This window comes from Terriglobia bacterium, assembly GCA_032252755.1.
Classification (GTDB): Bacteria; Acidobacteriota; Terriglobia; order Terriglobales; family Acidobacteriaceae; genus JAVUPY01.
This window is the reverse complement of the sequence record JAVUPY010000052.1, coordinates 134,937-156,397: the sequence shown is the minus strand read 5'-3', so window position 1 is coordinate 156,397 and position 21,461 is coordinate 134,937. Positions and strand designations below refer to the sequence as shown.

Here is a 21,461-nt window from a genome sequence, read left to right as displayed (position 1 = left end):
GTGAGAGATGCGCGGTGACTACGAAGCTTGGCTGGCCCGGGCGCTACAACGAATGTGGGGGCATCAGTTTGGCGGGCAGCCGCAAAGTCGCCGCAGGAGCGCCCTTTGTTCAATTGTAGTTTCCAGGAATTCGAAACCGCAACGGAACCCCGAACGATGGCGCAGCCGAACACGGATCCAGACATGGTCACCGACACCGTGCGGCTTTATCCCGAGCATGGCAACGGATGCGGCGACGGCTTCCTGTGGCAAAACAATGCTGATTCCGCCGGTGCTGATGTCAGCCGTCCGGGCGTGGAGAATGACCGGCACCGGAGTCGCAAGCGCCAACCGGATGCGCATGTCGGCGCGACGGCGTGGCGATACCCGTCGCCGCCATGAACCGGCAACCGGCGAGTACGAGCTAACCGTCTTCCTCCGTGCGATCATAAGACCCAGAATTCTCCAGTTCGTCGAGCGCCCAACGTGCGTGCTCGGCGACGGCGGGATCTTCATCCTGCGCCAGTTCGCGCAACCTTGGAACGAATTCTAGTCTTCCGCTGTTTCCCATGGCAGTAACTACATTGCGTCGGAGCCCGTTCAACTTAGTACGCTTGACCGGCGATTTACCGAACGTCTCGCGGAACGTCTCCGGCGTCAACGCCGCGAGCCACTCTAGTGCCGGGTTGACGAGTTCTTTACGCGGCGCGAATTCGGGCTCCGTTCCCGGCGGGGCCTTTCGGTTCCACGGACAAACGTCCTGGCAGATGTCGCACCCGAACACCTGGCGGCCGATCCCAGCCCGGAGGTCCTCGGGGAAAGAGCCTTTCTTCTCGATCGTGAGATAGGCGATGCAGCGCGTCGCGTCCATCTCGTAAGGCCCGGTGAACGCGTTAGTCGGGCAGGCGTCCAGGCATGCCGTGCACGTGCCGCAGCGATCGGGCGCGGGTAGATCCGGCTGCAATGGCAACGACGTGATGATTACTCCCAGGAATAGCCACGATCCGAGTTCCTGGTTGATGATGCAGGTATTCTTCCCGATCCAGCCGATGCCCGCGTACTTCGCATAGACACGTTCTACTAGTGGCCCGGTATCGACATAGCACCAGGAGCGGAACTCCTCGCCGGCATCTTTTGCCATCGCAGCGATTCGACTTTCTAAACTCCGCAGTTTCGGCAGAATGACGTCATGGTAATCGCGGCGATTCCATGCATACCGCGAAACCCAGCCTCGCGTGAGATCGGGAGAGTCGATGGACTTCGGCTCATCGCTGTTGTAATTGACTCCCACGACGATGACGGATTTTGCCCACGGCGCGGCATTCTGCAGGGCGGCCCGCTTGAACTCACCTGATTCGTTGCGCGATTCGAGGTAATTCATCTCCCCGGCCCGGCCTTCGGCAATCCACTCGGCGAAGTGCTCCAGTTCCGGGAACTCTCCAATCCCGGCGACTCCCGCCAGGTCGAACCCGTTTTCACGGGCGGCTTGTTTCACGGCGGCGGGAAGGGAATTGTGCGTCATCGGAAGACCAGGTCCATTCTAAATGCCGGAAAAGACCCACATCCACGAAAGGCGCGTGGATGGGGCTTCCAGGTGGAATTCCGATGCTCACTTCTGGCCTGCTCAGGCCCATTCTGCTGCCAACTCTACCTTCCCTCCACGGACATGCTTACGTGCTTCCAAACGTAAATCAGCGACCGGCAGAGAGAGTTTAATCGCCGCACTCAGAGACTCAGGAGTGGTCTATTTCTTGCACCGAAACTGCGGGAGTATCAGGCCCCGCCATGAAAATTTCCGGTTCTCGCCAGTCGCTCGTCCTTTGCGTTCTGCTTCTCACATTTGCCATTGGCGCCCACGCGCAGTGCACGCTGAATACGGCCAGCCCCTCGGTGACAATCTGTTCGCCTGCAAATGGCGCGACCGTAAGTTCTCCGGTGAACATCGTAGCCGGAACCACCGACACCTCGAGCACCGTGAAGTACCTGCAGATTTATGTCGACGGGACCAAGCAGTACCAGATCAGTTCTAGCCAGTTGAACACTTCGCTGGCCATGTCGGATGGCAGCCATCGATTGACGGTGCAGGCGATTGATGCGGCCGGGCACACTTTCAAGACCACGATCTACATAACTGTTTCAACGTCATCAAGCGGTGGCAGCGGTCCCTGCACGCTGAGTAGCGCCAGTCCATCCGTGACCATCTGCTCCCCCGCGAACAATGCGACCGTCACCTCGCCGGTGAACATCGTTGCCGGAACTACCGACAACACCAGCACGGTGAATTATCTCCAGATCTACGTTGACGGGACCAAGCAGTACCAGGTCAGCGCCAACCAGTTGAATACATCGCTGGCGATGGCAAGCGGCACGCATCGTGTGACGGTGCAGGCAATCGATGCGGCAGGGAACGTCTTCAAAAGTACCATCTACATAACAGTGTCGTCGTCCAGCGGCGGTGGTGGACCGTGCACTTTGAGCACGACGAATCCATCGGTGACGATCTGTACTCCCGCGAACAATGCCACGGTGACCTCCCCTGTGAACGTCGTGGCCGGTACGACCGACTCCAACAAAGTCACGGCAATGAGGATCTACCTCGACGGTAGTTCCGTCTACTCAACCACCTCGAACCAGTTGAATACGTCCATTTCAATTTCAACCACGGGGACGCACCGCATCGCGGTGCAGGCATGGGATTCGGCAGGGCAGGTGTTCAAGTCGGTGGTGTATGTGAACGTCACGACCTCGCAACCACCACCTGGTGGACTGTCCAGCATCAAGCACATCTTCTTCATGCTGCAGGAGAACCGTTCGCTCGACAACTACTTCGGGATGATGCCGGAATATCGCGCCCAGCGTGGCTATACGGGCGACTTCGACGGCCTGAACTTGAACGTAACATTGCCCTCCTACACCGGAAAGCCTGTCTCGCCGTTCCACTTCCAGACCGTCTGTCATGAAAATCTCAGCCCCGGTTGGAACGAAAGCCATTACGACGTGGATGGCGGCAAGATGGATAATTTCATGAAGACCACCGGTTCGGTGCCGTCGACGATCGACCCCGAGGGTACCCGCGCGATGGGTTATTACGACTGGACGGACCTCCCCTACTACTACGAACTGGCCTTCCAGTTCGGAACCAGCGACCGCTTCTTCTCATCGGTGCTCGCCCCAACAATTCCAAACCGGATGTACTTGTTCACGGCGACCTCATTCGGCTACGTGCGGCCGGTTTCTCCACCGTCCGGCGGGTTCACACAGAAGACCATCTTCGAAGCACTGGACGACGCAGGTGTCTCCTGGCGCTACTACTATCAGGACAACAGCACCTTCCTTGCGCAGTTCTCCATCTGGCAGAAGGACCAGGGCAAGGTCCGGAGCATTAGCCAGTACTACACCGACATCCAGGACCCGAGCGCGTTGCCATCGGTCATCTTCATCGAGCGGGCGAGCAATACGGGGTTGGATGAGCATCCGACGAAGAATGTCCAAAAGGGTGCGGCGCGGGTGAAGCAGATTATCGATGCTCTCATGGCCAGCCCGACATGGTCGTCATCGGCGTTCATCTGGACCTTCGACGAGGCCGGTGGGCTCTACGATCACGTAAACCCCCCGTCCGTAGTGAAACCGGACGGAATGGAGCCGATCCTCAAATCGACGGATATCAAAGCCGAGTTCAACCAGATGGGTATGCGCGTCCCTCTGATCGTTATGTCGCCGTGGAGCAAGCCGCACTACGTCTCGCACACGGCAATGGAAACAACCTCGATACTGAAACTGATTGAAACGCGCTTCAATGTCCCACCGCTCACGGCACGCGACGCTAATGCGCCCGATATGACCGAGTTCTTCGATTTCACGAACCCGCATTTCCTGACTCCGCCGCCCCTGCCGGCTCAGCCAACGAATGGGACATGTTCGTACTCGTTGGAGAAGGCGCCGGGATTCTGAAAGGCCGTTATTAGTTCTTCGTTCTTCGACGAGCCGAGGGTCTCCGCATCGGTCTTACGAAGAACGAAGAACGAAGAAGTGCGGTGTTTCCCGCACAAAACAAGTAGAGGGGCGGAACGCGCTCGCAGCGTAAAATAGAAAGCGAATGCCCCTTTCTGTTCCCCGTCTCCGAACGTGGTTCGGGATTCTTGCGATCGCCACGGTGGCCGTTGTCGCCGGTTTCTATTTCTATGCCCGGATTCAGCTTCGCAGGATCGTCAAAGAGGCACCGCAAAAGCTCGGGGTAGAGATTCAGCAGAGCACGCAAGGATTTTCCTTCTCCAAGTCCGAGGGCGGCCGAACCCTGTTCACCATCCGTGCCAGCAAAGCCGTCCAGTACAAGGACGGCGGCCGGGCGGAGTTGCAGGACGTCAATATCATCGTTTACGGGCGCGAGGGCAATCGCTTTGACCAGATTTCCGGTTCCGGCTTCGAGTACGACCCGCAGAGCGGAATCGTTAAGGCCAATGGCGAGGTCAACATCGACCTCGAGGGAAACGCACTCGGACCGTCACTGCCCGATCAGCAGGTTCCGAAAGAGCTGAAAAATCCGATTCACCTGACGACGAGCGGCTTGGTGTTTAACCAGAAGACAGGATTCGCCGAAACCAAGCAAAAGATCGAGTTCCACGTCCCGCAGGCGAGCGGATCGGCGATGGGCGCCACCTACGATTCCCGGTCGAACGTACTCACCCTGAACTCAAACGTGAAATTCGAGACCGGCGGCTCTCAGGCGACGACTATCAGCGCGAATCGTGGGCTCATCCGCAAAGAGTCTGCGGAGATGACGCTCGAAGGTGTCCAGGTGGTGCAGGCGACGCGCACCATCGACGCTGACAAGGTGAAAGTGCATTTCCGGCCTAACAACGAAGTCGAGAGCGTGGTTGCGACCGGAGATGTGCGGCTAGCCGAAAAGGGAGCCAACGAGCTTTCCGTGCAGGCGCCGCGCGCGGATCTCGACATCGCCCAGAAGAATCTTATCCACCGCGCTGTTTTCACCGGAGGAGTGCAGATTGAGGGGCGTGGCAACACTGCCGTGAACGGGACCGCCGGAACTGTGACGCTCGACTTCGTGGGACAGAATCATCTGAGCCACGTCCGCGCAAGCAACAGAGTTCACCTGCAGCAGCTTCCGGCCCAAAACTCCGGTGACGCCTACGACGTCACCACCCGCGCCATGGATTTCGTGGTGAAGGATGGCAAGCGCTTCGAGTCTGCCGAAACATCCGGCCCCGGCCAACTCATCCTGACCCCGCAGAAAGGCGCCCTGGGCGAGCGCACGGTAATTACCGCCGACCGTTTCCGCGCGGCTTTCGACAGTAACAATCGGCTGAAGTCGATCCAGGGCGAGCCCAAAGCTAAGATGGTCGCCAGCTCTCCCGGGCAGCCGGACAAAGTCGCGACGGCTCATGAAATGCTCGTCAACTTCGCTCCCGGTGGGATCGGCGAAATCCTGATGAACGGTTCATTTGAGTACAGCGAAGCTGCGACTGGAAAGGGCGCAGGACCGGGTGGACGTACCGCGTTCGCCGAGCGTGCGCGCTACAACCCCGAAGACGAGACCCTGAGCCTGAGCGGTTCACCGCGTGCGACCGACGGCGGGCTCCAACTCTCCGCGGATACGATCCGCATCAATCGTCGCACCGGCGATGCTTTTGCAACTGGCAATGTTAAATCCACCTATAACGAACTGAAGCAGGATCCGAATGGCGCGCTGCTGGCGACCTCGGATCCGGTACACGCCACCGCACCGAGCATGAGTGCACAGCGCAACAGCGGTATCGCGCGCTATACCGGCGGGGCGCGGCTCTGGCAGGGCGCAAATATCGTGGAGGCGCCGGCCATCGAGTTCGACCGGCAGCGGCGCAGCATCGTCGCGCAGGGGAACAATACGAAGCCCGTCCAATCCGTGTTCGTGCAGACCGATAAGACCGGCAAGACCACGCCCGTCCTCATCACGGCGAAGAAGTTGACCTATGTCGACGCCGATCGTCGGGCACGGTTCAGCGGGGGCGTCATCGCCAGGGGCGCGGACTTGACCGTTACTGCCGATGCAGTGGACGTGATCCTGAATCCTGCCGGCCAAGGTTCCCGCGCGGCAAGCTCACCGTCGCAACTGAACCGGATCGTCGCCCAGAACCATGTCGTGATTCAGCAACCCGGCCGTCATGCTACCGGCGAAAAACTCGTTTACACAGCTGCGAGCGGCGAATTCATTTTGACTGGTGGTCCTCCCGTGGTGGCTGACGCCGAACACGGCACCATCCAGGGCGATTCGTTGACCTTCTATAGTCACGAAGATAAGATTGTCGTAGCCAGCAAAAGGTCTTCCAGGACAGTTACCCACACGCGAGTCAACCGCTGATGCAGATCCTCTCGACGGATGAGATAGGCAAAACGTATCGCGGACGTCGCGTCGTCAACGGGGTCTCTCTCAACGTCCATCGTGGCGAAGTCGTCGGCCTCCTCGGACCGAACGGCGCGGGGAAAACCACCAGTTTCTACATGATCGTCGGGCTTACGCCCCCCGATACCGGACGCATTCTCGCCGATAAGGACGACATTACCGACGTTCCCATGTATCTGCGCGCGCGCAACTACGGCATCAGCTACCTGCCGCAGGAGCCCTCGGTATTCCGGAAGTTGACCGTCGAAGAAAACATCCTCGCCGTCCTTGAAACCCAGAACATCTCCTGGCACGAGCGACGCGAGCGTCTCGAGGGCCTCATCGACGAACTCGGCCTCGGTCACATTCGCAAGAACCGCGGGTATGCGCTCTCCGGCGGCGAACGTCGTCGCGTGGAAATCGCTCGCAGCCTGTGTATTCAGCCGACCTTCATTCTTCTCGATGAGCCGTTCTCCGGTATCGACCCCATCGCGGTCCTCGATCTGCAGAAGATCATTTCCAATTTGAAGCAGAACGGTATCGGCGTCCTCATCACCGATCACAACGTTCGCGAGACGCTCTCGGTAACGGACCGCGCCTACATCATCAACGAAGGCCGCATCTTCCGCGCCGGAACGCCTGAGCAACTGGGCAACGATCCGGAAGTCAAGCGCGTCTACCTCGGTGAGAGCTTCTCGCTGGTGTAACCGGGCTTCATGGCAGGATGCTCAGAGCCTGGCGTTGAAGAACAACCGCTGATCTGCGGATCAAGAGGATTTCGCTGTTCCTATGTTTCGCGAATCTCTGCGAAATCCTCGGTTTGTTTCCCCCGTCACCCCAAAAAGCGACGCGAGTGCAAGGGACCGCGGACATATGTCGCCGGCGAGTCAAGCTAATTTCAATGTACGGAAGTAATCGCGGAAACCGTTATGGAGCACCGCACAGCGACGCATTCTGGTTTAGAATCGGATTAGCGTGAAGCTTCATTAAGCGCCTTTTCTCTGCAATGGTATTGCTACAGCCCAAACTGAACCTTAGAGTTTCGCAGAAGCAGATCCTGACCCCTGGCCTGGTTCAGATGGTCAGCGTCCTTGCGCTCAACAAAATGGAGCTCAAGGACATGATCAATGCGGAACTGGAAGAGAACCCGGTTCTTGACGAGTTCATGTCGGCTGTACCTACGCTGGACGAGGTAGGGGCGCGCGAGGAGCAGCGCGACCGCGACGCTGCGGCCGCGACAGCGGAAGAGCCCCCCGCTCCGGCAGAGGAAAAAGATCCCTTCGAAGAGATCGATTTCGGTTCGTTTTTTCAGGACTATCTCGATCCCGGCTATCGTAGCAATGTTGAACTGGAAGAAATCGAACGGCCCTCATTCGAGAACTTCCTGTCAAAACCGACCACGCTGACCGATCACCTGATGTGGCAGTTGGGTGCGATACACGTAAGCGAAGACGTCCGCTCCGCCGCCGAACTGGTGATCGGCAACCTCAACGAAGACGGGTACCTGCTGGCCAGTGACGAAGAATTGCTGACGCTTGGTGCCTACGGTTTGCAGAAACCCCAGGACGAAAATGGTTCCGGGGACGAAGCAAGCTTCGATGCGCCTGCCGAGCCGGCATCCTCTCCAGACGAACTTTCAGTGATTGCCGCCGACGCAACGGCCGAGCCGCAGGGGCCGACGCTGGTCGACAACAACCATCGCGCGGTCGGACGTTTCGGTCGCGATGCGTTGCACGAAGCCGTAGACCTTATTCGTCAGATGGATCCCGTCGGCGTCGCAGCTCGCGACTTGCGCGAATGCCTGATGTCGCAGCTCGAAAACCTGAAGCTGCACAAACCCCTGAATGGCTCGCCCCACACGATTCTCAACGGCGAAACCGTCGAGGTTTGCCTCGCCGTAGTCGACAAATATCTGCCCATGGTGCAGAACAAGCAGCTGAAAGAAATCGGCAAGGCACTGGGCAAGTCCGTGGAGCAGGTGCAGGCGGCCGTTGATTTCATCAAGACGCTCGACCCCAAGCCTGGCCTGCGCTACAACAAAACCGAGCCGCGATTAATCGAGCCTGACGTGGCGTTCATCAAGCAGGGTGACGAGTACATCGTCGTGATGAACGACGAAGACCTGCCGCAACTCCGGCTGAATCCGACTTATCGCCGCATGCTGACGCAGCAGACGGCCGAAAAAGACGTCAAAAATTACGTTAAAGAGCGCTACAAGTCGGCGATCCAGCTCATCAAGAACATCGAGCAGCGCAAGCAGACGATCCTTAAAGTCTGCCTTGTCATCATCGCCCGGCAGCGCGAGTTCCTTGATCATGGTATCGATCAATTGAAGCCAATGATGATCAAGGAAGTGGCGGAAGAGATCGGTGTGCATCCTTCGACGGTCAGCCGCGCTGTTTCGAACAAGTACGTCCACACCCCGCAGGGCGTGTACGAGTTGCGCTACTTCTTCAGCGAAAGCGTGCAGGGTCCCGAAGGCGGCGGTACATCGCTCCTTATACTCAAACGGCGCGTCAAAAAGCTCATCGAAGACGAAGACCCGAAGCACCCGCTTACGGACGAGCAGATCACACGCATCCTGCAAGGCCAGGGCATCCAGGTCACTCGGCGAACCGTAGCCAAGTACCGCGAAGACATGAAGATCCCGAGCACACACCAGAGAAGAATCAAGAACTAACGGCAAAACGGCAGAGGGAAAAACCGCAAAACTGAATACAATACTGCCGAACTGCTGCGACCGGCCGTTGCCAAGCCGAGAATCCGCGTACATCCGAGGTCCGCGCTTTGCCGTTTTTCCCTTTACCGGTTTGCCATTTGATTGATATAACAGCCGCCCAACCCTTGCATTTAAAGGGTTTGAAATCGGGAATGCCCGGTTGGTTCTTCCCGGTTACGAACGGTGCTTGCAGCATCGAGTTCTGCGAGTTTCAATTGTGCTGTCCAGTCGTTATCATTTTCGTTGGCTGGAGTTTGGCCAATGTGAGTACCCCCGAACACAAGGAGGGAATCGATGAATGTGGAATATACCGGAAGACAGTTCGAAATCACTCCTGCCATTCGCAAAGAGGTCGAAGCCGGCCTCAACAAGATTTCCAAATTCCTCGGCGAGACTTTCAAAAGCAAAGTGATTCTTACCGCCGAGAAGTCGCGCCGTATTGCTGAAATTACGATCAAGCGCCGCAGTCATCCCATCGTGGGCCTCGCCGAGTCGCAGGACATGAGCGCCGCGATCTCCGAGGCACTGGAGCACATCGAGAAGCAGGCGCTGAAGCACAACGGACGGAAACGGGATACCAAGCGAGTGACGAAATCAAAGTGGAAGCGGGAGGCTCCGGAAGTAGAACTGACCATGGCCGTCGGCGCAAGCACGACAACGGCGGTTCCGGTGGTAGTCCACAAGTTCCCGGGCAACAAGAAAACCACCGAGGCGCACCTTGTGCGCAGCGAAGACGCCGTTGCAATCCGCCCGATGACGCTGGAGGAAGCCGTCAAAGAGTGCGAATTTCGCGACCGCGAAGTGTTCGTCTTCCGCGACAAGGAAGGGAACGTAAAGGTCCTGCACCGCAAGAAAGACGGCAAACTGGAGTTGATCGAAGCGTAAATAATCCCAGTGGCGCCGCCATTTTGCCGCCGGTTGAGGCGGGCCTTCGGCCTGCCTCTTCTTGTCTCTACCCAACAATGGGGACTATCCGGTACGATGTCGCCAATGCCTCGACCATCCAAGCCCCGCGCCCGAAATCGGGAACCTCTTCGCCCGCGCCCTACGGGCTCCGGACGCCTTGTCATCATCACCGGTATGAGCGGCTCCGGCAAGGCGTCGGTGCTCAAAGCCTTCGAGGATCTCGGCTACTACTCGGTCGATAATCTCCCAGTCGAACTGATCCCGCACCTAGCCGACTTGCTGAGCCAGACCGAGGAGCGCCGGAACTCCGCTCTGGTCGTCGACATCCGCGAAGGCGAGCGCCTGGAAAAGCTGCCGCGGATATTTCGCGAACTTCGCCAGAAATACAACGCGACCCTCGTTTACATGGAAGCCGAGGACGACATCCTCCTGCGCCGTTACAGTGAGACCCGCCGTCCTCATCCGCTCGGCATATCCAACTCGGTCCAGCAATCGCTGACCAACGAGCGCAAGCGCCTCGCCCCCATCCGCAAGGTCGCCGACATCGTCATCGACACCTCGAAGTTCAACGTTCACGAGCTTCGCGCGCACATCCACGAGGCCTTCAAGCCCGAGGCGCCCAAGCCGACCACGATCCTGGTCTCGACCATCAGCTTCGGCTTCAAAAAGGGGGTGCCTGATGACGCCGACCTCATGTTCGACGTCCGCTTCCTGCCCAACCCGCACTTCGTACCCGAACTCCGCCCCTACACCGGCCGCCACCCGAAGGTCGCCCGCTACATCCGCTCCTTCCCGCAGACACAGGAATTTATCGACCGCATCTCGGAACTGTTGATCTACCTGTTGCCGCACTACATCGAGGAGGGCAAGTCCTACCTGACGATAGCCTTCGGCTGCACCGGCGGTCAGCACCGCTCAGTCATGATCGCGGAGGAAGTGTCAAAGAGGTTGGGGAAGGCAGGTTTCCGGGTGAAAGTGGAGCACAGGGACTGCCCGAGATAAAACCGACCAGGCACTCAAATGTCTAAGGGAGGCCAGCTCGAGTTTTACCCTTTGCCTTCTACTTTTGACTTGGTTTTGCCATTTCTTACCGCCTCATCACTACTGTCCCCGCCACCATGTCATGGAGTGCCTGTTTCCTTCGCGTGAACGGTGTGATAAAGAATCCGGCAAAGAGTGGGAACGTCGAGATGTATTTGGCGAAGTAGCGCCCCGTCGCTTGACCGAAGCCGACCTGTTCGCCATCCAGTCCGGTGACCGTTAGCCCCATGAAGTACTTGCCAAAAGTGGCACGCCGCTGTGAGCTGTTCATGTAGGCGTTGTAGAGCCAGTCGGCGGTCAGGAAAAGGAGCACGCCACCGACACCCGCGAAGAACCGGCTGTCGTCCTGATCCATGCCAAACCAGCCCGTCACGATTTCTGCCAGCCAGAAGAATGCCAGGACTCCAGGCAGCACAAACGTGATCACGGTGGCGATATCAATCGCGGCTGCAACGAAACGGCGCCAGACGGGCGCATAACTCATGCCGGATGTAGGTCTGGATTCAGGTTTGCGAATCGGTTCTACCGGCGCCAGCCTCTGCACAGGTCGTCCGCAATGGTGACAGTAGTGCGCATCACTCACCATCTCCTTGCCGCAGCTCGGGCACTGGGTAACCATTACCGCCAACATAGGAACGGAATATAGACCGCGCCTGCCGTGCATGTAAAGTCGCGCGTTTGGGTCGACGGGTCCAAAGTCGAAAGCTGAAAGTCTGAAGCTGAAATCAGAGCTTGGGGCGATCTACGATTTCGAGTTTGGGTTGTGCCTTTCGACTCTTAACTTTCGACTTCAGACTCAGTCCGTCGCCGCCGCAACGGCGCGCACCGGGACAGGCACCGAAACCACATAATCGCACAGCACCAACTGCAGATTCCCACCGAAGTCCGGATGCGTATTCCGCTCAATCCGGTAAGCGACGTCCAGCGCGTCGCCGAACGCCAGCGGCTGTTGTTGCAACCGCTCCGCCATGCGCCAGCCTATGGCGTCCATCGCCCGAGAAAGAGACGGGCTCCCATCGCTTCCGCGCGAGACCTTCAGCTTCAGGTGCTTCTCCTTCACAATCTTCGGCTCGGTCAGGATCTTGGCTCCGCGTGTGACGAATACCGGCTCGGGGTTTCCCATCCCGAATGGCAAAAGTCGATTGATCTCCTGCCAGAGCGCGGGCGTGATCTCGTCGAGGGGCAACTCGCCATCGGTTTCCAGCAGCGGCACGAAATCAGCTTCGGTTAGGCGCTGGCGTGCATAGCCGTCCAGTGCGCGGCGAAGTTCCGGAATTCGCTCCGATGGCAGCCCAAACCCAACCGCGTGTGCATGTCCGCCATAGCGACTGAACAGTTCCGGGCAGGACTCCAGCGCATTCAACAGGTGAAACGACGGAATTGATCGGCCGGAGCCGTGTGCTTCTCCATTGTCGACGGATAGCACCAGGGCCGGTCGGTGGTAGCGATCGACGACACGCGAGGCGCAGATGCCGATGACTCCGCGATGCCAGCCGTCCCCATCCAGCACCATGCAATACGACTCGCGCAGCGAAGGATCATCCTCGACCTTCTGCTGGATCTCGGCGACGATGCGTGATTCTTCCTGTTGCCGGTCGCCGTTGAGTCTATTCAGTCGCAACGCGATTTCCCGGGCACGCTCCGCGTCTTTCATCGTGAAAAGGTCGATTACATCGCGCGCGATGTCCATGCGGCCGGCTGCGTTCATCCGCGGCGCTACGCGGAACGCGATCTCAGTCGTCGTGAGCGTCCGATTCTGCCGCAACTCACAGACCTCGAGGAGCGCCCGCAGCCCCGGGTTAACCGGATGGCTCAATCCCTCAAGGCCGAGCTTCACGAAAACGCGATTCTCGCCGGTCAGCGGTACAGCGTCGGCTATAGTCGCGATCGCGACCACCTTCAGAAATGACGAGATGTATCGCTCGCGCCCCGCCGCCTCAAACAGCGCCTGCGCAACTTTGAACGCGACACCAGCTCCGCACAGCGCCTTGCACGGATACTCGCAGCCGGGTTGATTAGGATTCAGTACGGCCAGCGCTTTCGGGATGCCGTGCTCGTGCGGCAAATGGTGATCGGTGACGATCAGGTCGAGGCCGAGTCGCTCGGCAGTTTCGGCGGCAGCAAAGGCGCGTATTCCGGTATCGACGCTGATGATCAGCCGGATCCCATCCGCGGCCGCGCGTTCGATCACCTCGTCGCGCATGCCGTAACCTTCGAGAATCCTGTGCGGTACGTGGAAATCGCATACCCCGCCGCACAACTCAATCGCCGTCTTCAGGATCACGACGGCCATCGTGCCATCCACGTCATAGTCGCCGTAGATCAGGATGCGCTCGCGCTTCTCGATCGCAGCACGCAGGCGCTCGATCGCCGCTTTCATGCCGCACATCAGGTAAGGCGAGTGCAACTGATCGATCTGCGGATCTAAAAATCGCCAGGCACTTTCGTCGTTCCGGATCCCACGATTTACCAGCAGCCGTGCCACCATCACCGGCAGGCGCAGAGAATCCGCCAACTGAAGGGCAAGACCCTCGCGATCGCGCAAAGTCAATTCAGGTTCACTGGGTTCAGGGACGCGTGGGATCCAGCGCACGGTCAGTGCTCGTCGTCCTGGTCGGACTCATCGATGGTGATGCTGCCGAAGTCGTCGGCCAAATCCATCAGCCGCTGGTAGCGCTCATACCACTCGCAGGAGATCTCGTAGAGAAACATCAGCCCCTGGAATGGGAACCCGATCTGCACGAAGCCCGTCTTGCCGACGTACGTGCGAAGCCACCGGGCTTCCTCGACATCTTCATCATTGGTGAAGTTGGCCCGCTCGATCTTCGTTATCAGGTAGTCGACGTCGTTGCGGTCGAGCACCATGTCGTTGGTGGTCAGGAACGGAGCGTTGGACGCCTTGGCCAATTCGACGAAATCCTTCCAAGCCTCTGTATTCTCCCCGCCCTCCCAAAGGACGCTCTGCACCTCATCCGACACATAGCCTTGGAACCGGCGCATACCGTGGCCTTCGATGAAGGCCTTCATATCATCCTTAACAGCGGTTAGATCATCGACCATAGCGGGCATGGGCCGAGCCAATTGCACTCGGTCCCATAGTGAAACCTATCATACTCCGCTGCGGAGTTGCTGGAAGAAGGTATTGGTGCCCAACGTTCACGCGCTTCCATTGCGCGTTAACGTGGGTCTGTTCCTTGGAAGGCAGGGCTGTTCTCTGAAATCGCTATGCTAAACTTAATTGTTCATCTCCCAACTTATTGACATTACTGACATGATCTATTCGAGAGAGTACGTCGGCTATCTGGCAAAGCAGCTTGTCCGGCGATTGAAAGAAGGCGAGTTTATCGACGCTCCTCATCCGGAAGCCGTCGCCGAGAAGGTAAACGCCGCGATGTACGAGGAGCTTTCCCTCGAAGACCGCATCAATGAGGAAGTCCGTGCGATCCTCGAAGCGTATTCAGACGAGGCACGACAGATGGGTGCCGATTATCAGGAAGCATTCAAGAAAGTGAAAATGCAGCTGGTGAAGAAATACAAGGCGGTGCTATGAGAATCAGCCGCGACAAGTCGAATAAAATCGCCAAGGCTGCTTTCGAAGCCATCAAGGAAGCCGACGAGGTCGAATTTATCGAAGATCCGCAGACCATCCGGTTGGAGATCCGCGCGACCCTCGAGAAACTGCTGACCGAAGAAGAGGGGCTCGATAAGGCCGCGCGCCAGAAGATCGAAAGCCAAAAGCGCACCATCACCGAAGGTACGGCCGAGTGGGACATCCTCTATCGCAAGTACTACAACGATGAAGTGAAGAAGTTGGGAATCTGAGAAATAATGGACGATTGACTGATATCGGATTGACGATCAGCCCGCCCACTACGCGGGCTTCTTCATTTCATCGCAAGTCCTAATTCAATCTCCTGCTCCAGGCTCTTTAAGTCCGATACCCCGATATGTCTGGCCATGATCTGGCCGTTGCGCGTGATCACAATATTGGCCGGTAGCCCCAGGATTCCCCCATACGATTCGGCGACCTTCGTGTTGCCCATTGCGATGGGGTAGTTCGGTTTCACGCGCTCCAGGAACTTGCGCGCCGCTTTCTCGTTATCATCCATCGAGATCCCGATCACCTGGAAGCCCCGATCTCCAAATTTCTTCTGCCATTCGATGAACTGGGGTATTTCGGCCTGGCACGGAGTGCACCAGCTCGCCCAGAAATCCAGCAGTACAACCTTCCCTTTGAATTGCGACAACGTGAGTTTTTGCCCATTCAAATCGGTAAGGCTGAAGTCCGGCGCCTGCGATGACTGAGCAGGCGTGTGCTGGTGCCCCACGTCTGCCTCAGTTGGCAGATGTGAGTCTTTTCGCAGAGGTACCACGACGAAGTATGCCAGTAACGGCAACAGAAATAGCTTGCTCACTTCAGCGCCCTCGCACTGTAGGATAGCCGCGATAAACCCAGTCGGCGCCAAGATTGTCGGCGATGTAGAGCACCTTCACGTTCCTGAACCCGAGATCGAACAGTTCCTTGTACGCCGGGTGGACGTTGGGACAGTGGTTCCACGGACAGCATCCGCAATAAAGCACGATGAACTGCTTCTTGGAAACGTTCTTCACGCGATTGCGGAGCGCCTCCCGGCCCTTCGGATCGGCTCCCTCACCGATATATTCCGCACCCGGAATGTGCGCCTGCGCGTACAGCATGTACGGCCCGACGTTCAGGATCAGCGGCTTCGGCTGTTTGGAATTTAGGATGGCTGCGAGTTCCTGCGGCTGGATGAGGGCGGGTTGGGTGGCGACGAACTGGGCAAAGGCCGAGACCGAAAACAACACGGCGAAAAAGAGAAGAACACGTTTCACGGGATCCTCGATGTGAATATATGAAAGCATACACTCCGGGTCGCCTAAATCGACAGCCGTGGAGATCACTGCGGGTTCTCGTACTAGGGCCAAACTCCAGCAACATAGGTGCCTATGGCCTAGGCTTTCGCTGCTCCAGTCCAGTAGAATAAGCGCTTACCGGCCCAGACCTTGGGAATCCTGTGCTTGCGCCCCATTCGCAGAGCATAAGGCGTCCTGTAGCCGCCGTCCTGACGTGCCTGCCGGTTCGACTCTATGCGGCAACTGCTTCGGCTCATTCGATACATACGACCGTACTGGTGGCAGTTCTCCGCGTCCGTAGTTTTCATGGCGGGCGTCGGCCTGCTCACGGCCTTTCGTATCGCTCTCGTCCGGCCGATCCTGGACCGCGTCCTCAACCCTGGCTCTCAATCCAAGGACATCGTCCTCTTCACTTTCCACTTAGCCGGCAAGGCGCACACTCTCTACCTTCAGCAACTCGTTCCAAGTCACTTCACGAATGCATGGACCATCGTCGCCTACCTTCTCGTCATGGCGACCCTCCTGATGGGTATCGCCGACTACCTCGGCACCTATCTGGTGAATTTCGCTGGTTTCGGCCTGATTACCGATCTCCGCAACGATCTCTACGAAAGGCTCCTGCGCCGGTCCGCCGCGTTCTTCCAGAAGCACACCAGCGGAACCCTGATTTCGACCATCGTCACCGACATTGAGAAGGTTCAGTCCGCAATGTCGACGGTTCTGGCCGAGTGTATCCAGCAGACCTTCATCCTGATCTTCACCGCCGCTCTCGCCATCATCCTTGGCAAGCAGCTAGCCTGGGTCCTGCTGATCTTTATTCCGATCATCATCCTCTCCATCGCCCGCATCGGGCGCGACGTCCGCCGAACCACGCGCCGCGGCCAGGACAAACTCGCAGAGATCCAGAACATCCTGCAGGAGACAATCTCCGGTAATCGCATCGTGAAAGCCTTCGGAATGGAACTCTGGGAGACGACGCGCTTCCGCGGAGCCGCCAAGCGACTGTTCAGCGCCAACATCCGTTCCATTGCCGTCGCCGCAATCAGTTCTCCCCTGATGCAGATACTCGCCTCTATCGCCATCAGTCTCCTGCTTCTGCTTGGGCGAGACCAGATCAATCACAGCCGGATGTCGCTCGGAGTCTTCTTCTCCTTCATCATTGCCGTCTTCGCCCTGTACGATCCGGTCCGCAAATACGCCGGCTTCTACAACAGCTTCCAGCAGGCCCTCGGCGCCTCGGAATCCATCTTTCGTTTTATGGACGAGCAGGATGAAGTTCTTCAGAAGCCGAACGCGGTCGCCCTCAAGCCCTTTTGCAGCGAGATCGCCTTCGACAATGTCAGCTTTTCCTATGGCGAGAATGGCAATGAGCGCGAGGTTCTGAGCGGCGTGAATCTGCATGTGCCGGCCGGAGAAGTCCTCGCCATCGTCGGCTCAAGCGGCTCCGGCAAGACCACCCTGGTCCACCTCATCCCCCGCTTCTTCGACGTGACCGGCGGCAGCATCTTCGTCGACGGCCACGACGTCCGCGATGTGACGCTCCCCTCTCTTCGCTCACAGATCGGCATCGTCACGCAGGACACCATTCTCTTCAACGACACCGTGCGCAACAACATCGCCTACGGCCAGCCGCACGTCTCGCAGGAGAAGGTGTTGCAGGCGGCACACGCGGCTCTCGCGCACGACTTCATCATGAACATGCCCGAGGGCTATGACACCATGATCGGCGAGCGCGGCTTCCGCCTGTCCGGCGGCGAGCGCCAGCGCATCAGCATTGCCCGCGCCCTGCTGAAAAACGCTCCCATCCTCATTCTCGACGAGGCCACCTCTGCGCTCGATACCGAGTCCGAAGCCCTCGTCCAGGCCGCCTTGCAGAACCTCATGGCCAACCGGACAGTGTTCGTAATCGCGCACCGGTTGTCGACGGTGAGACGCGCCGACAGAATTGTCGTGCTTGAGAACGGCCAAATCAGCGATATTGGAACTCACGAAGATTTAGTAGCCCGCCTCGGAACCTATCGCCGGCTCTATGACCTGCAGTTCGTCGATATCGAGCCGCCGAGGAGTGCCCCGGCGGAGCACGCAGACTGACTATGCCCATTCGCTCCATGACCGGTTTTGCGCAGTCCAAGGAACAGCACGGCGAGTTCTCGTTCACCGTGAACGTGAAATCAGTCAACCACCGTTTCCTAGACCTCCACCTGCGCCTGCCCGCCAACTCCGACGCGCTCGAGATGCGCGTCCGCAAGCTCGTGAAAGAGCACATGCAGCGCGGCCACCTCGAAATCACCATCAAGCTCGAGCGCACCGAGACCGCCGGCGTCAGCGTCAATCGCGAGATGGTCGCCGGTTACGTCGCAGCCTTCCGCAAAATCAGCGGTGAACTCGGCCTCACCGGCGAGCCCGATCTAAATATCATCTTCCGGCTCAACGGCGTTCTCGCCGGTGGCGACGAGATGCCCGACGACACCGGCCTGCAGGCAGCCGTCCTCGCGAAGCTAGAAGAAGCCGTTCGCAAGCTCGACGACATGCGCCTGCAGGAAGGCCAAACGATCGTTCACGAACTGAAACAGCGCATGGAGCATCTCCAAAAAGGGACAGAAGAGGTCGAGAAGCTGCGCTCCGTGGTATTGCAGGCCTACCTCGAGAAAGTACAATCAAGATTGCAGGAACTCATCGGTAACCAGAGCGATCCCGACCGCCTCTTGCAGGAGGCCGCACTGCTCGCCGATCGCACCGACATCCAGGAAGAGATCGTGCGCATGAAGACGCACATCCAGCACTTCCTCGGGTTCATGGGCGAAGCCCGCGAGGCCGGAAAGAAGATGGACTTCCTGCTGCAGGAGATGAACCGCGAGGCTAACACCATGCTGTCCAAGACCTCGGGCGTAAGCGGCGAAGCTCTGCGCATCACCGAACTCGGGCTGGCCATGAAAGCGGATATCGAGAAATCGAGGGAGCAGGTACAGAACATAGAATGAGTGATCTGGTCTTCATCATTTCGGCGCCGTCAGGCTCCGGCAAGTCGACTCTGGTTGGCAGAATTTTGAGCCTGGTTCCGGGATTGGACTTCTCGGTCTCTTACACCACGCGCCGTCCGCGCGGCAGAGAAAGCAACGGCCGCGAATACTATTACGTGAACCGCGAAACCTTCGAGCAGATGATCAGCGAAGGCGCATTCCTCGAACACGCGGACGTCTTTGGGAACTATTACGGAACCGCAAAACGTTTTGTCGACGAGGCTCACGCCAGGGGAAGGGACCTGCTCCTCGATATTGATGTGCAAGGGGCGGCCCAGGTCCGTAAAGCCCTTCCTCAGAAAATGCGCGTGAGCATCTTCGTCCTGCCGCCGAACCGGGATGAGTTGGAAAGAAGGTTGAAGCTGCGGAGTTCGGCAGAGAACGTCCGCGACCAGGAAATTATCCAGCGAAGGCTGAAGACCGCCTCGCGTGAGATTGAAGATTATCGGGAATATGACTATATTCTCGTCAACGATGATCTCGAGCGCTCGACCGAGGCATTGCGGGCCATCATCCTGACCGAACGGCGCAAGCACGCCGGCGGCGAGCCCACAGCCCAGGAGCGCGAGATGAAAGAATTGGCCGACGCTCGTCAGTTGGTCAATGTTCATGACCGGATTCAGCCGATTCTGGCTTCTTTTGCGCCAGAGTCAACGGCGATCCGCAAGTAGTGCTTTCAAGGGGAGAGAAGTATGGAGTTAGTAAAAGGATTCGACAGCAACTATCGATACGTACTGGTGGCGGCGCGCCGCGCGCGTCAGCTTCAGAACGGCGCCAAGCCGATGGTCGAAACGACCTCGCGCAAACCCTGCCGTATTGCCGAAGCGGAAATCCACGCCGACAAGGTCAAGTGGATCATCCCGGAAAAGCAGAAGACGGCGGCCGAAGCAGCCAACGAACTGCTCGACCAGGCGCTCAGCAACAAGGAAGAAGCGTAGCGCTGGGCTGTATCAGGGCACGGCTTCAGCCGTGCCGTACACCGCCCAGCTTTGAGCACGGCTTCAGTCGTGCCGTACTGAGTCGCAAAAGAGCGGGGGCTTTAGCCCCTGAGGTTCTGGCTGTGTTACTTTTCCGCGACCGCACCATCTAAATCGCTAGAGGTCCCACTCTTCATCCGGGACCCGCTGATAGTTCTACTGCGGAATATCGTTATGAAAATCGCACTCGGCGTCAGCGGCGGCATTGCAGCCTACAAGGCGGCGGAAGTCATGCGCCAGTTACAGGATCGCGGCATCCAGGTGCAGGTCGTAATGACCCGCGCCGCTCAGGAGTTCGTTCGCCCGCTAACCTTCGCGGCTCTCTCCGGCGAAAAAGTCATCACCGACATGTTCGGCGAGGGCCACGCCGAGCCCAACGTCGAATCCGCCGTAGAGCACATCGCCATCGCTCAGTCCATCGACGCCCTGCTCGTAGTTCCTGCGACGGCTGATTTGCTCGCGAAGTTCGCCAACGGAATCGCCAACGATTTCCTGACGACTCTCTATCTCGCGACAAAGGCTCCGGTAATCGTCGCTCCGGCAATGAACGTCAACATGTGGGAGCACGAAGCCACGCGCAAGAACCTCGAAACCCTGCGTCAGCGCGGCGTGAAGATCGTCGAGCCCGGCAGCGGCTATCTCGCCTGCGGCATGGTCGGCGCCGGCCGCCTGGCCGAGCCCGAAACCATCGTCGAAGCTACGCTCGAAACCCTCGGCGTCTCGCAGGACCTGAAGGGCGAGACCGTCTTGGTGACTGCCGGTCCAACCTACGAGCCGATCGATCCCGTGCGCTTCCTCGGCAACCGTTCCAGCGGCAAGATGGGCTACGCCATCGCCGAAGCCGCCATCCGCCGCGGCGCCAAGGTAATTCTCGTCAGCGGCCCCGCAGCCCTGCAACCACCCTCGGCCGCCGAATTCGTCCCCGTCGAAACCGCGCAGCAGATGCGCGATGCCGTAATGGTTCGCTTCCCCGATGCAACTATCGTTATCAAGGCCGCCGCTGTAGGAGATTACCGCGTGCGCGAAGCCTCCTCGCATAAGATCAAGCGCGAAAAAGCAGTTTCGCTGGAACTCGAACCGAACCCCGACATCCTCGCCGAGTTAGGTGCCGCCCGCTTCGACAAGCACATCCTGATCGGCTTCGCCGCCGAAACCGAAAACGGCCTCGAAAACGCCCGCAAAAAGCTGGCAAAAAAGCGCGTCGACGCCATCGTCCTCAACGACGTCTCAAACTCCGCGATCGGCTTCAACTCCGACCGCAACGCCGTAACCATCGTCACCGCCGACCAGACGATCGAACTCCCCGAAGCCCCAAAGCTCGAAATCGCCCGGCATATTCTCGACGTAGCCGTAACACTTCGTAAAAAGCAGCCGCTCACGGTGTCATCCTAGTACCCTACGTACTCCACGAACCCGTCATTCCGAGCGAGGATCGCGCCTGCTTTTCACGCGCCGTAGTTAGCGCGTCGCGACCGCAGTCGAGGGACCTGCATTCTCTTACCCAGAATGGTGAAAAGTGAGAAAAGATCATTTGTCGGCAGCGCTTCTGGCGTTAGAGTCAATACGAT

Annotated in this window: 20 protein-coding genes; 14 read left to right on the top strand and 6 right to left on the bottom strand. The window is 58.4% G+C overall.

Going from position 1 to position 21,461, the window contains the following annotated elements:
* The first annotated feature begins 105 nt into the window (after positions 1 to 105).
* Entirely contained in the window at positions 106 to 381 is a 276-nt protein-coding gene (locus ROO76_12060) for a hypothetical protein (protein ID MDT8068888.1), read from the top strand.
* Between the two features lie 22 nt (positions 382 to 403).
* Here the strand turns inward: ROO76_12060 and queG are convergent, their stop codons facing one another.
* Positions 404 to 1,501 (bottom strand): tRNA epoxyqueuosine(34) reductase QueG, encoded by a 1,098-nt coding sequence (gene queG, locus ROO76_12055; protein ID MDT8068887.1) that lies wholly within the window; start codon positions 1,499 to 1,501, stop codon positions 404 to 406.
* A gap of 263 nt (positions 1,502 to 1,764) precedes the next feature.
* Here queG and ROO76_12050 point away from each other — a divergent pair, with 263 nt between their 5' ends.
* From ROO76_12050 to rapZ, 6 genes are all read left to right on the top strand, one after another.
* On the top strand, positions 1,765 to 3,930 hold the full coding sequence (locus tag ROO76_12050) for an alkaline phosphatase family protein (protein ID MDT8068886.1): 2,166 nt from the start codon (positions 1,765 to 1,767) through the stop codon (positions 3,928 to 3,930).
* 145 nt (positions 3,931 to 4,075) lie between these two features.
* On the top strand, positions 4,076 to 6,334 hold the full coding sequence (lptC, locus tag ROO76_12045; GenBank protein MDT8068885.1) for an LPS export ABC transporter periplasmic protein LptC: 2,259 nt from the start codon (positions 4,076 to 4,078) through the stop codon (positions 6,332 to 6,334).
* The gene (gene lptB / locus ROO76_12040) at positions 6,334 to 7,062 is read left to right on the top strand and encodes an LPS export ABC transporter ATP-binding protein (protein MDT8068884.1); all 729 of its coding nucleotides are present in this window, start codon (positions 6,334 to 6,336) and stop codon (positions 7,060 to 7,062) included. The genes lptC and lptB overlap by 1 nt, the downstream gene beginning before the upstream one ends.
* A 299-nt stretch (positions 7,063 to 7,361) precedes the next feature.
* The gene (gene rpoN / locus ROO76_12035; GenBank protein MDT8068883.1) at positions 7,362 to 9,035 is read left to right on the top strand and encodes an RNA polymerase factor sigma-54; all 1,674 of its coding nucleotides are present in this window, start codon (positions 7,362 to 7,364) and stop codon (positions 9,033 to 9,035) included.
* A gap of 333 nt (positions 9,036 to 9,368) precedes the next feature.
* Positions 9,369 to 9,959, top strand: coding sequence for a ribosome-associated translation inhibitor RaiA (gene raiA, locus ROO76_12030; GenBank protein ID MDT8068882.1), 591 nt, complete (start codon positions 9,369 to 9,371; stop codon positions 9,957 to 9,959).
* 105 nt (positions 9,960 to 10,064) lie between these two features.
* Positions 10,065 to 10,982: an RNase adapter RapZ gene (gene rapZ / locus ROO76_12025; GenBank protein ID MDT8068881.1), complete on the top strand. Its 918-nt coding sequence runs from the start codon at positions 10,065 to 10,067 to the stop codon at positions 10,980 to 10,982.
* A gap of 85 nt (positions 10,983 to 11,067) precedes the next feature.
* Here the strand turns inward: rapZ and ROO76_12020 are convergent, their stop codons facing one another.
* The 3 genes from ROO76_12020 to ROO76_12010 form a co-directional block, all read right to left on the bottom strand.
* On the bottom strand, positions 11,068 to 11,505 hold the full coding sequence (locus tag ROO76_12020; protein MDT8068880.1) for an RDD family protein: 438 nt from the start codon (positions 11,503 to 11,505) through the stop codon (positions 11,068 to 11,070).
* Positions 11,506 to 11,817: 312 nt separating this feature from the next.
* The gene (gene recJ / locus ROO76_12015; protein MDT8068879.1) at positions 11,818 to 13,614 is read right to left on the bottom strand and encodes a single-stranded-DNA-specific exonuclease RecJ; all 1,797 of its coding nucleotides are present in this window, start codon (positions 13,612 to 13,614) and stop codon (positions 11,818 to 11,820) included.
* A 2-nt stretch (positions 13,615 to 13,616) separates the two neighbouring features.
* Positions 13,617 to 14,048 carry a hypothetical protein gene (locus ROO76_12010; GenBank protein ID MDT8068878.1) on the bottom strand — a complete coding sequence of 144 codons (432 nt, stop codon included), beginning with the start codon at positions 14,046 to 14,048 and terminating at the stop codon, positions 13,617 to 13,619.
* Between the two features lie 244 nt (positions 14,049 to 14,292).
* Here ROO76_12010 and ROO76_12005 point away from each other — a divergent pair, with 244 nt between their 5' ends.
* Together ROO76_12005 and ROO76_12000 are read left to right on the top strand one after the other, a co-directional pair.
* Positions 14,293 to 14,571: a DUF507 family protein gene (locus tag ROO76_12005; GenBank protein MDT8068877.1), complete on the top strand. Its 279-nt coding sequence runs from the start codon at positions 14,293 to 14,295 to the stop codon at positions 14,569 to 14,571.
* Positions 14,568 to 14,843, top strand: a complete 276-nt coding sequence (locus ROO76_12000; protein ID MDT8068876.1) for a DUF507 family protein — start codon at positions 14,568 to 14,570, stop codon at positions 14,841 to 14,843. The genes ROO76_12005 and ROO76_12000 overlap by 4 nt, the downstream gene beginning before the upstream one ends.
* Positions 14,844 to 14,905: 62 nt before the next feature.
* Here ROO76_12000 and ROO76_11995 read toward each other — a convergent pair whose 3' ends face one another.
* Positions 14,906 to 15,436 carry a TlpA disulfide reductase family protein gene (locus ROO76_11995; protein ID MDT8068875.1) on the bottom strand — a complete coding sequence of 177 codons (531 nt, stop codon included), beginning with the start codon at positions 15,434 to 15,436 and terminating at the stop codon, positions 14,906 to 14,908.
* 1 nt (position 15,437) lies between these two features.
* Positions 15,438 to 15,875 (bottom strand): rhodanese-like domain-containing protein, encoded by a 438-nt coding sequence (locus ROO76_11990; GenBank protein MDT8068874.1) that lies wholly within the window; start codon positions 15,873 to 15,875, stop codon positions 15,438 to 15,440.
* A gap of 255 nt (positions 15,876 to 16,130) precedes the next feature.
* Here ROO76_11990 and ROO76_11985 point away from each other — a divergent pair, with 255 nt between their 5' ends.
* The 5 genes from ROO76_11985 (at position 16,131) to coaBC (ending at position 21,285) form a co-directional block, all read left to right on the top strand.
* On the top strand, positions 16,131 to 17,987 hold the full coding sequence (locus tag ROO76_11985) for an ABC transporter transmembrane domain-containing protein (protein ID MDT8068873.1): 1,857 nt from the start codon (positions 16,131 to 16,133) through the stop codon (positions 17,985 to 17,987).
* Between the two features lie 2 nt (positions 17,988 to 17,989).
* Positions 17,990 to 18,877, top strand: a complete 888-nt coding sequence (locus ROO76_11980) for a YicC/YloC family endoribonuclease (GenBank protein ID MDT8068872.1) — start codon at positions 17,990 to 17,992, stop codon at positions 18,875 to 18,877.
* On the top strand, positions 18,874 to 19,587 hold the full coding sequence (gene gmk, locus ROO76_11975) for a guanylate kinase (GenBank protein ID MDT8068871.1): 714 nt from the start codon (positions 18,874 to 18,876) through the stop codon (positions 19,585 to 19,587). Before ROO76_11980 ends, gmk begins: the two co-directional genes overlap by 4 nt.
* Positions 19,588 to 19,608: 21 nt before the next feature.
* Positions 19,609 to 19,854 carry a DNA-directed RNA polymerase subunit omega gene (rpoZ, locus tag ROO76_11970; protein MDT8068870.1) on the top strand — a complete coding sequence of 82 codons (246 nt, stop codon included), beginning with the start codon at positions 19,609 to 19,611 and terminating at the stop codon, positions 19,852 to 19,854.
* 213 nt (positions 19,855 to 20,067) lie between these two features.
* Entirely contained in the window at positions 20,068 to 21,285 is a 1,218-nt protein-coding gene (gene coaBC / locus ROO76_11965; protein MDT8068869.1) for a bifunctional phosphopantothenoylcysteine decarboxylase/phosphopantothenate--cysteine ligase CoaBC, read from the top strand.
* Positions 21,286 to 21,461 lie beyond the last annotated feature (176 nt).

Excerpts from the sequence above, each read along its gene's own strand:
- queG (MDT8068887.1), bottom strand. The coding sequence starts at position 1,501 with ATGACGCACAATTCCCTTCCCGCCGCCGTGAAACAAGCCGCCCGTGAA.
- ROO76_12050 (MDT8068886.1), top strand. The coding sequence starts at position 1,765 with ATGAAAATTTCCGGTTCTCGCCAGTCGCTCGTCCTTTGCGTTCTGCTT.
- lptC (MDT8068885.1), top strand. The coding sequence starts at position 4,076 with ATGCCCCTTTCTGTTCCCCGTCTCCGAACGTGGTTCGGGATTCTTGCG.
- lptB (MDT8068884.1), top strand. The coding sequence starts at position 6,334 with ATGCAGATCCTCTCGACGGATGAGATAGGCAAAACGTATCGCGGACGT.
- rpoN (MDT8068883.1), top strand. The coding sequence starts at position 7,362 with ATGGTATTGCTACAGCCCAAACTGAACCTTAGAGTTTCGCAGAAGCAG.
- raiA (MDT8068882.1), top strand. The coding sequence starts at position 9,369 with ATGAATGTGGAATATACCGGAAGACAGTTCGAAATCACTCCTGCCATT.
- rapZ (MDT8068881.1), top strand. The coding sequence starts at position 10,065 with ATGCCTCGACCATCCAAGCCCCGCGCCCGAAATCGGGAACCTCTTCGC.
- ROO76_12020 (MDT8068880.1), bottom strand. The coding sequence starts at position 11,505 with ATGAGTTATGCGCCCGTCTGGCGCCGTTTCGTTGCAGCCGCGATTGAT.
- ROO76_12010 (MDT8068878.1), bottom strand. The coding sequence starts at position 14,048 with ATGAAGGCCTTCATCGAAGGCCACGGTATGCGCCGGTTCCAAGGCTAT.
- ROO76_12005 (MDT8068877.1), top strand. The coding sequence starts at position 14,293 with ATGATCTATTCGAGAGAGTACGTCGGCTATCTGGCAAAGCAGCTTGTC.
- ROO76_12000 (MDT8068876.1), top strand. The coding sequence starts at position 14,568 with ATGAGAATCAGCCGCGACAAGTCGAATAAAATCGCCAAGGCTGCTTTC.
- ROO76_11985 (MDT8068873.1), top strand. The coding sequence starts at position 16,131 with ATGCGGCAACTGCTTCGGCTCATTCGATACATACGACCGTACTGGTGG.
- ROO76_11980 (MDT8068872.1), top strand. The coding sequence starts at position 17,990 with ATGCCCATTCGCTCCATGACCGGTTTTGCGCAGTCCAAGGAACAGCAC.
- gmk (MDT8068871.1), top strand. The coding sequence starts at position 18,874 with ATGAGTGATCTGGTCTTCATCATTTCGGCGCCGTCAGGCTCCGGCAAG.
- rpoZ (MDT8068870.1), top strand. The coding sequence starts at position 19,609 with ATGGAGTTAGTAAAAGGATTCGACAGCAACTATCGATACGTACTGGTG.
- coaBC (MDT8068869.1), top strand. The coding sequence starts at position 20,068 with ATGAAAATCGCACTCGGCGTCAGCGGCGGCATTGCAGCCTACAAGGCG.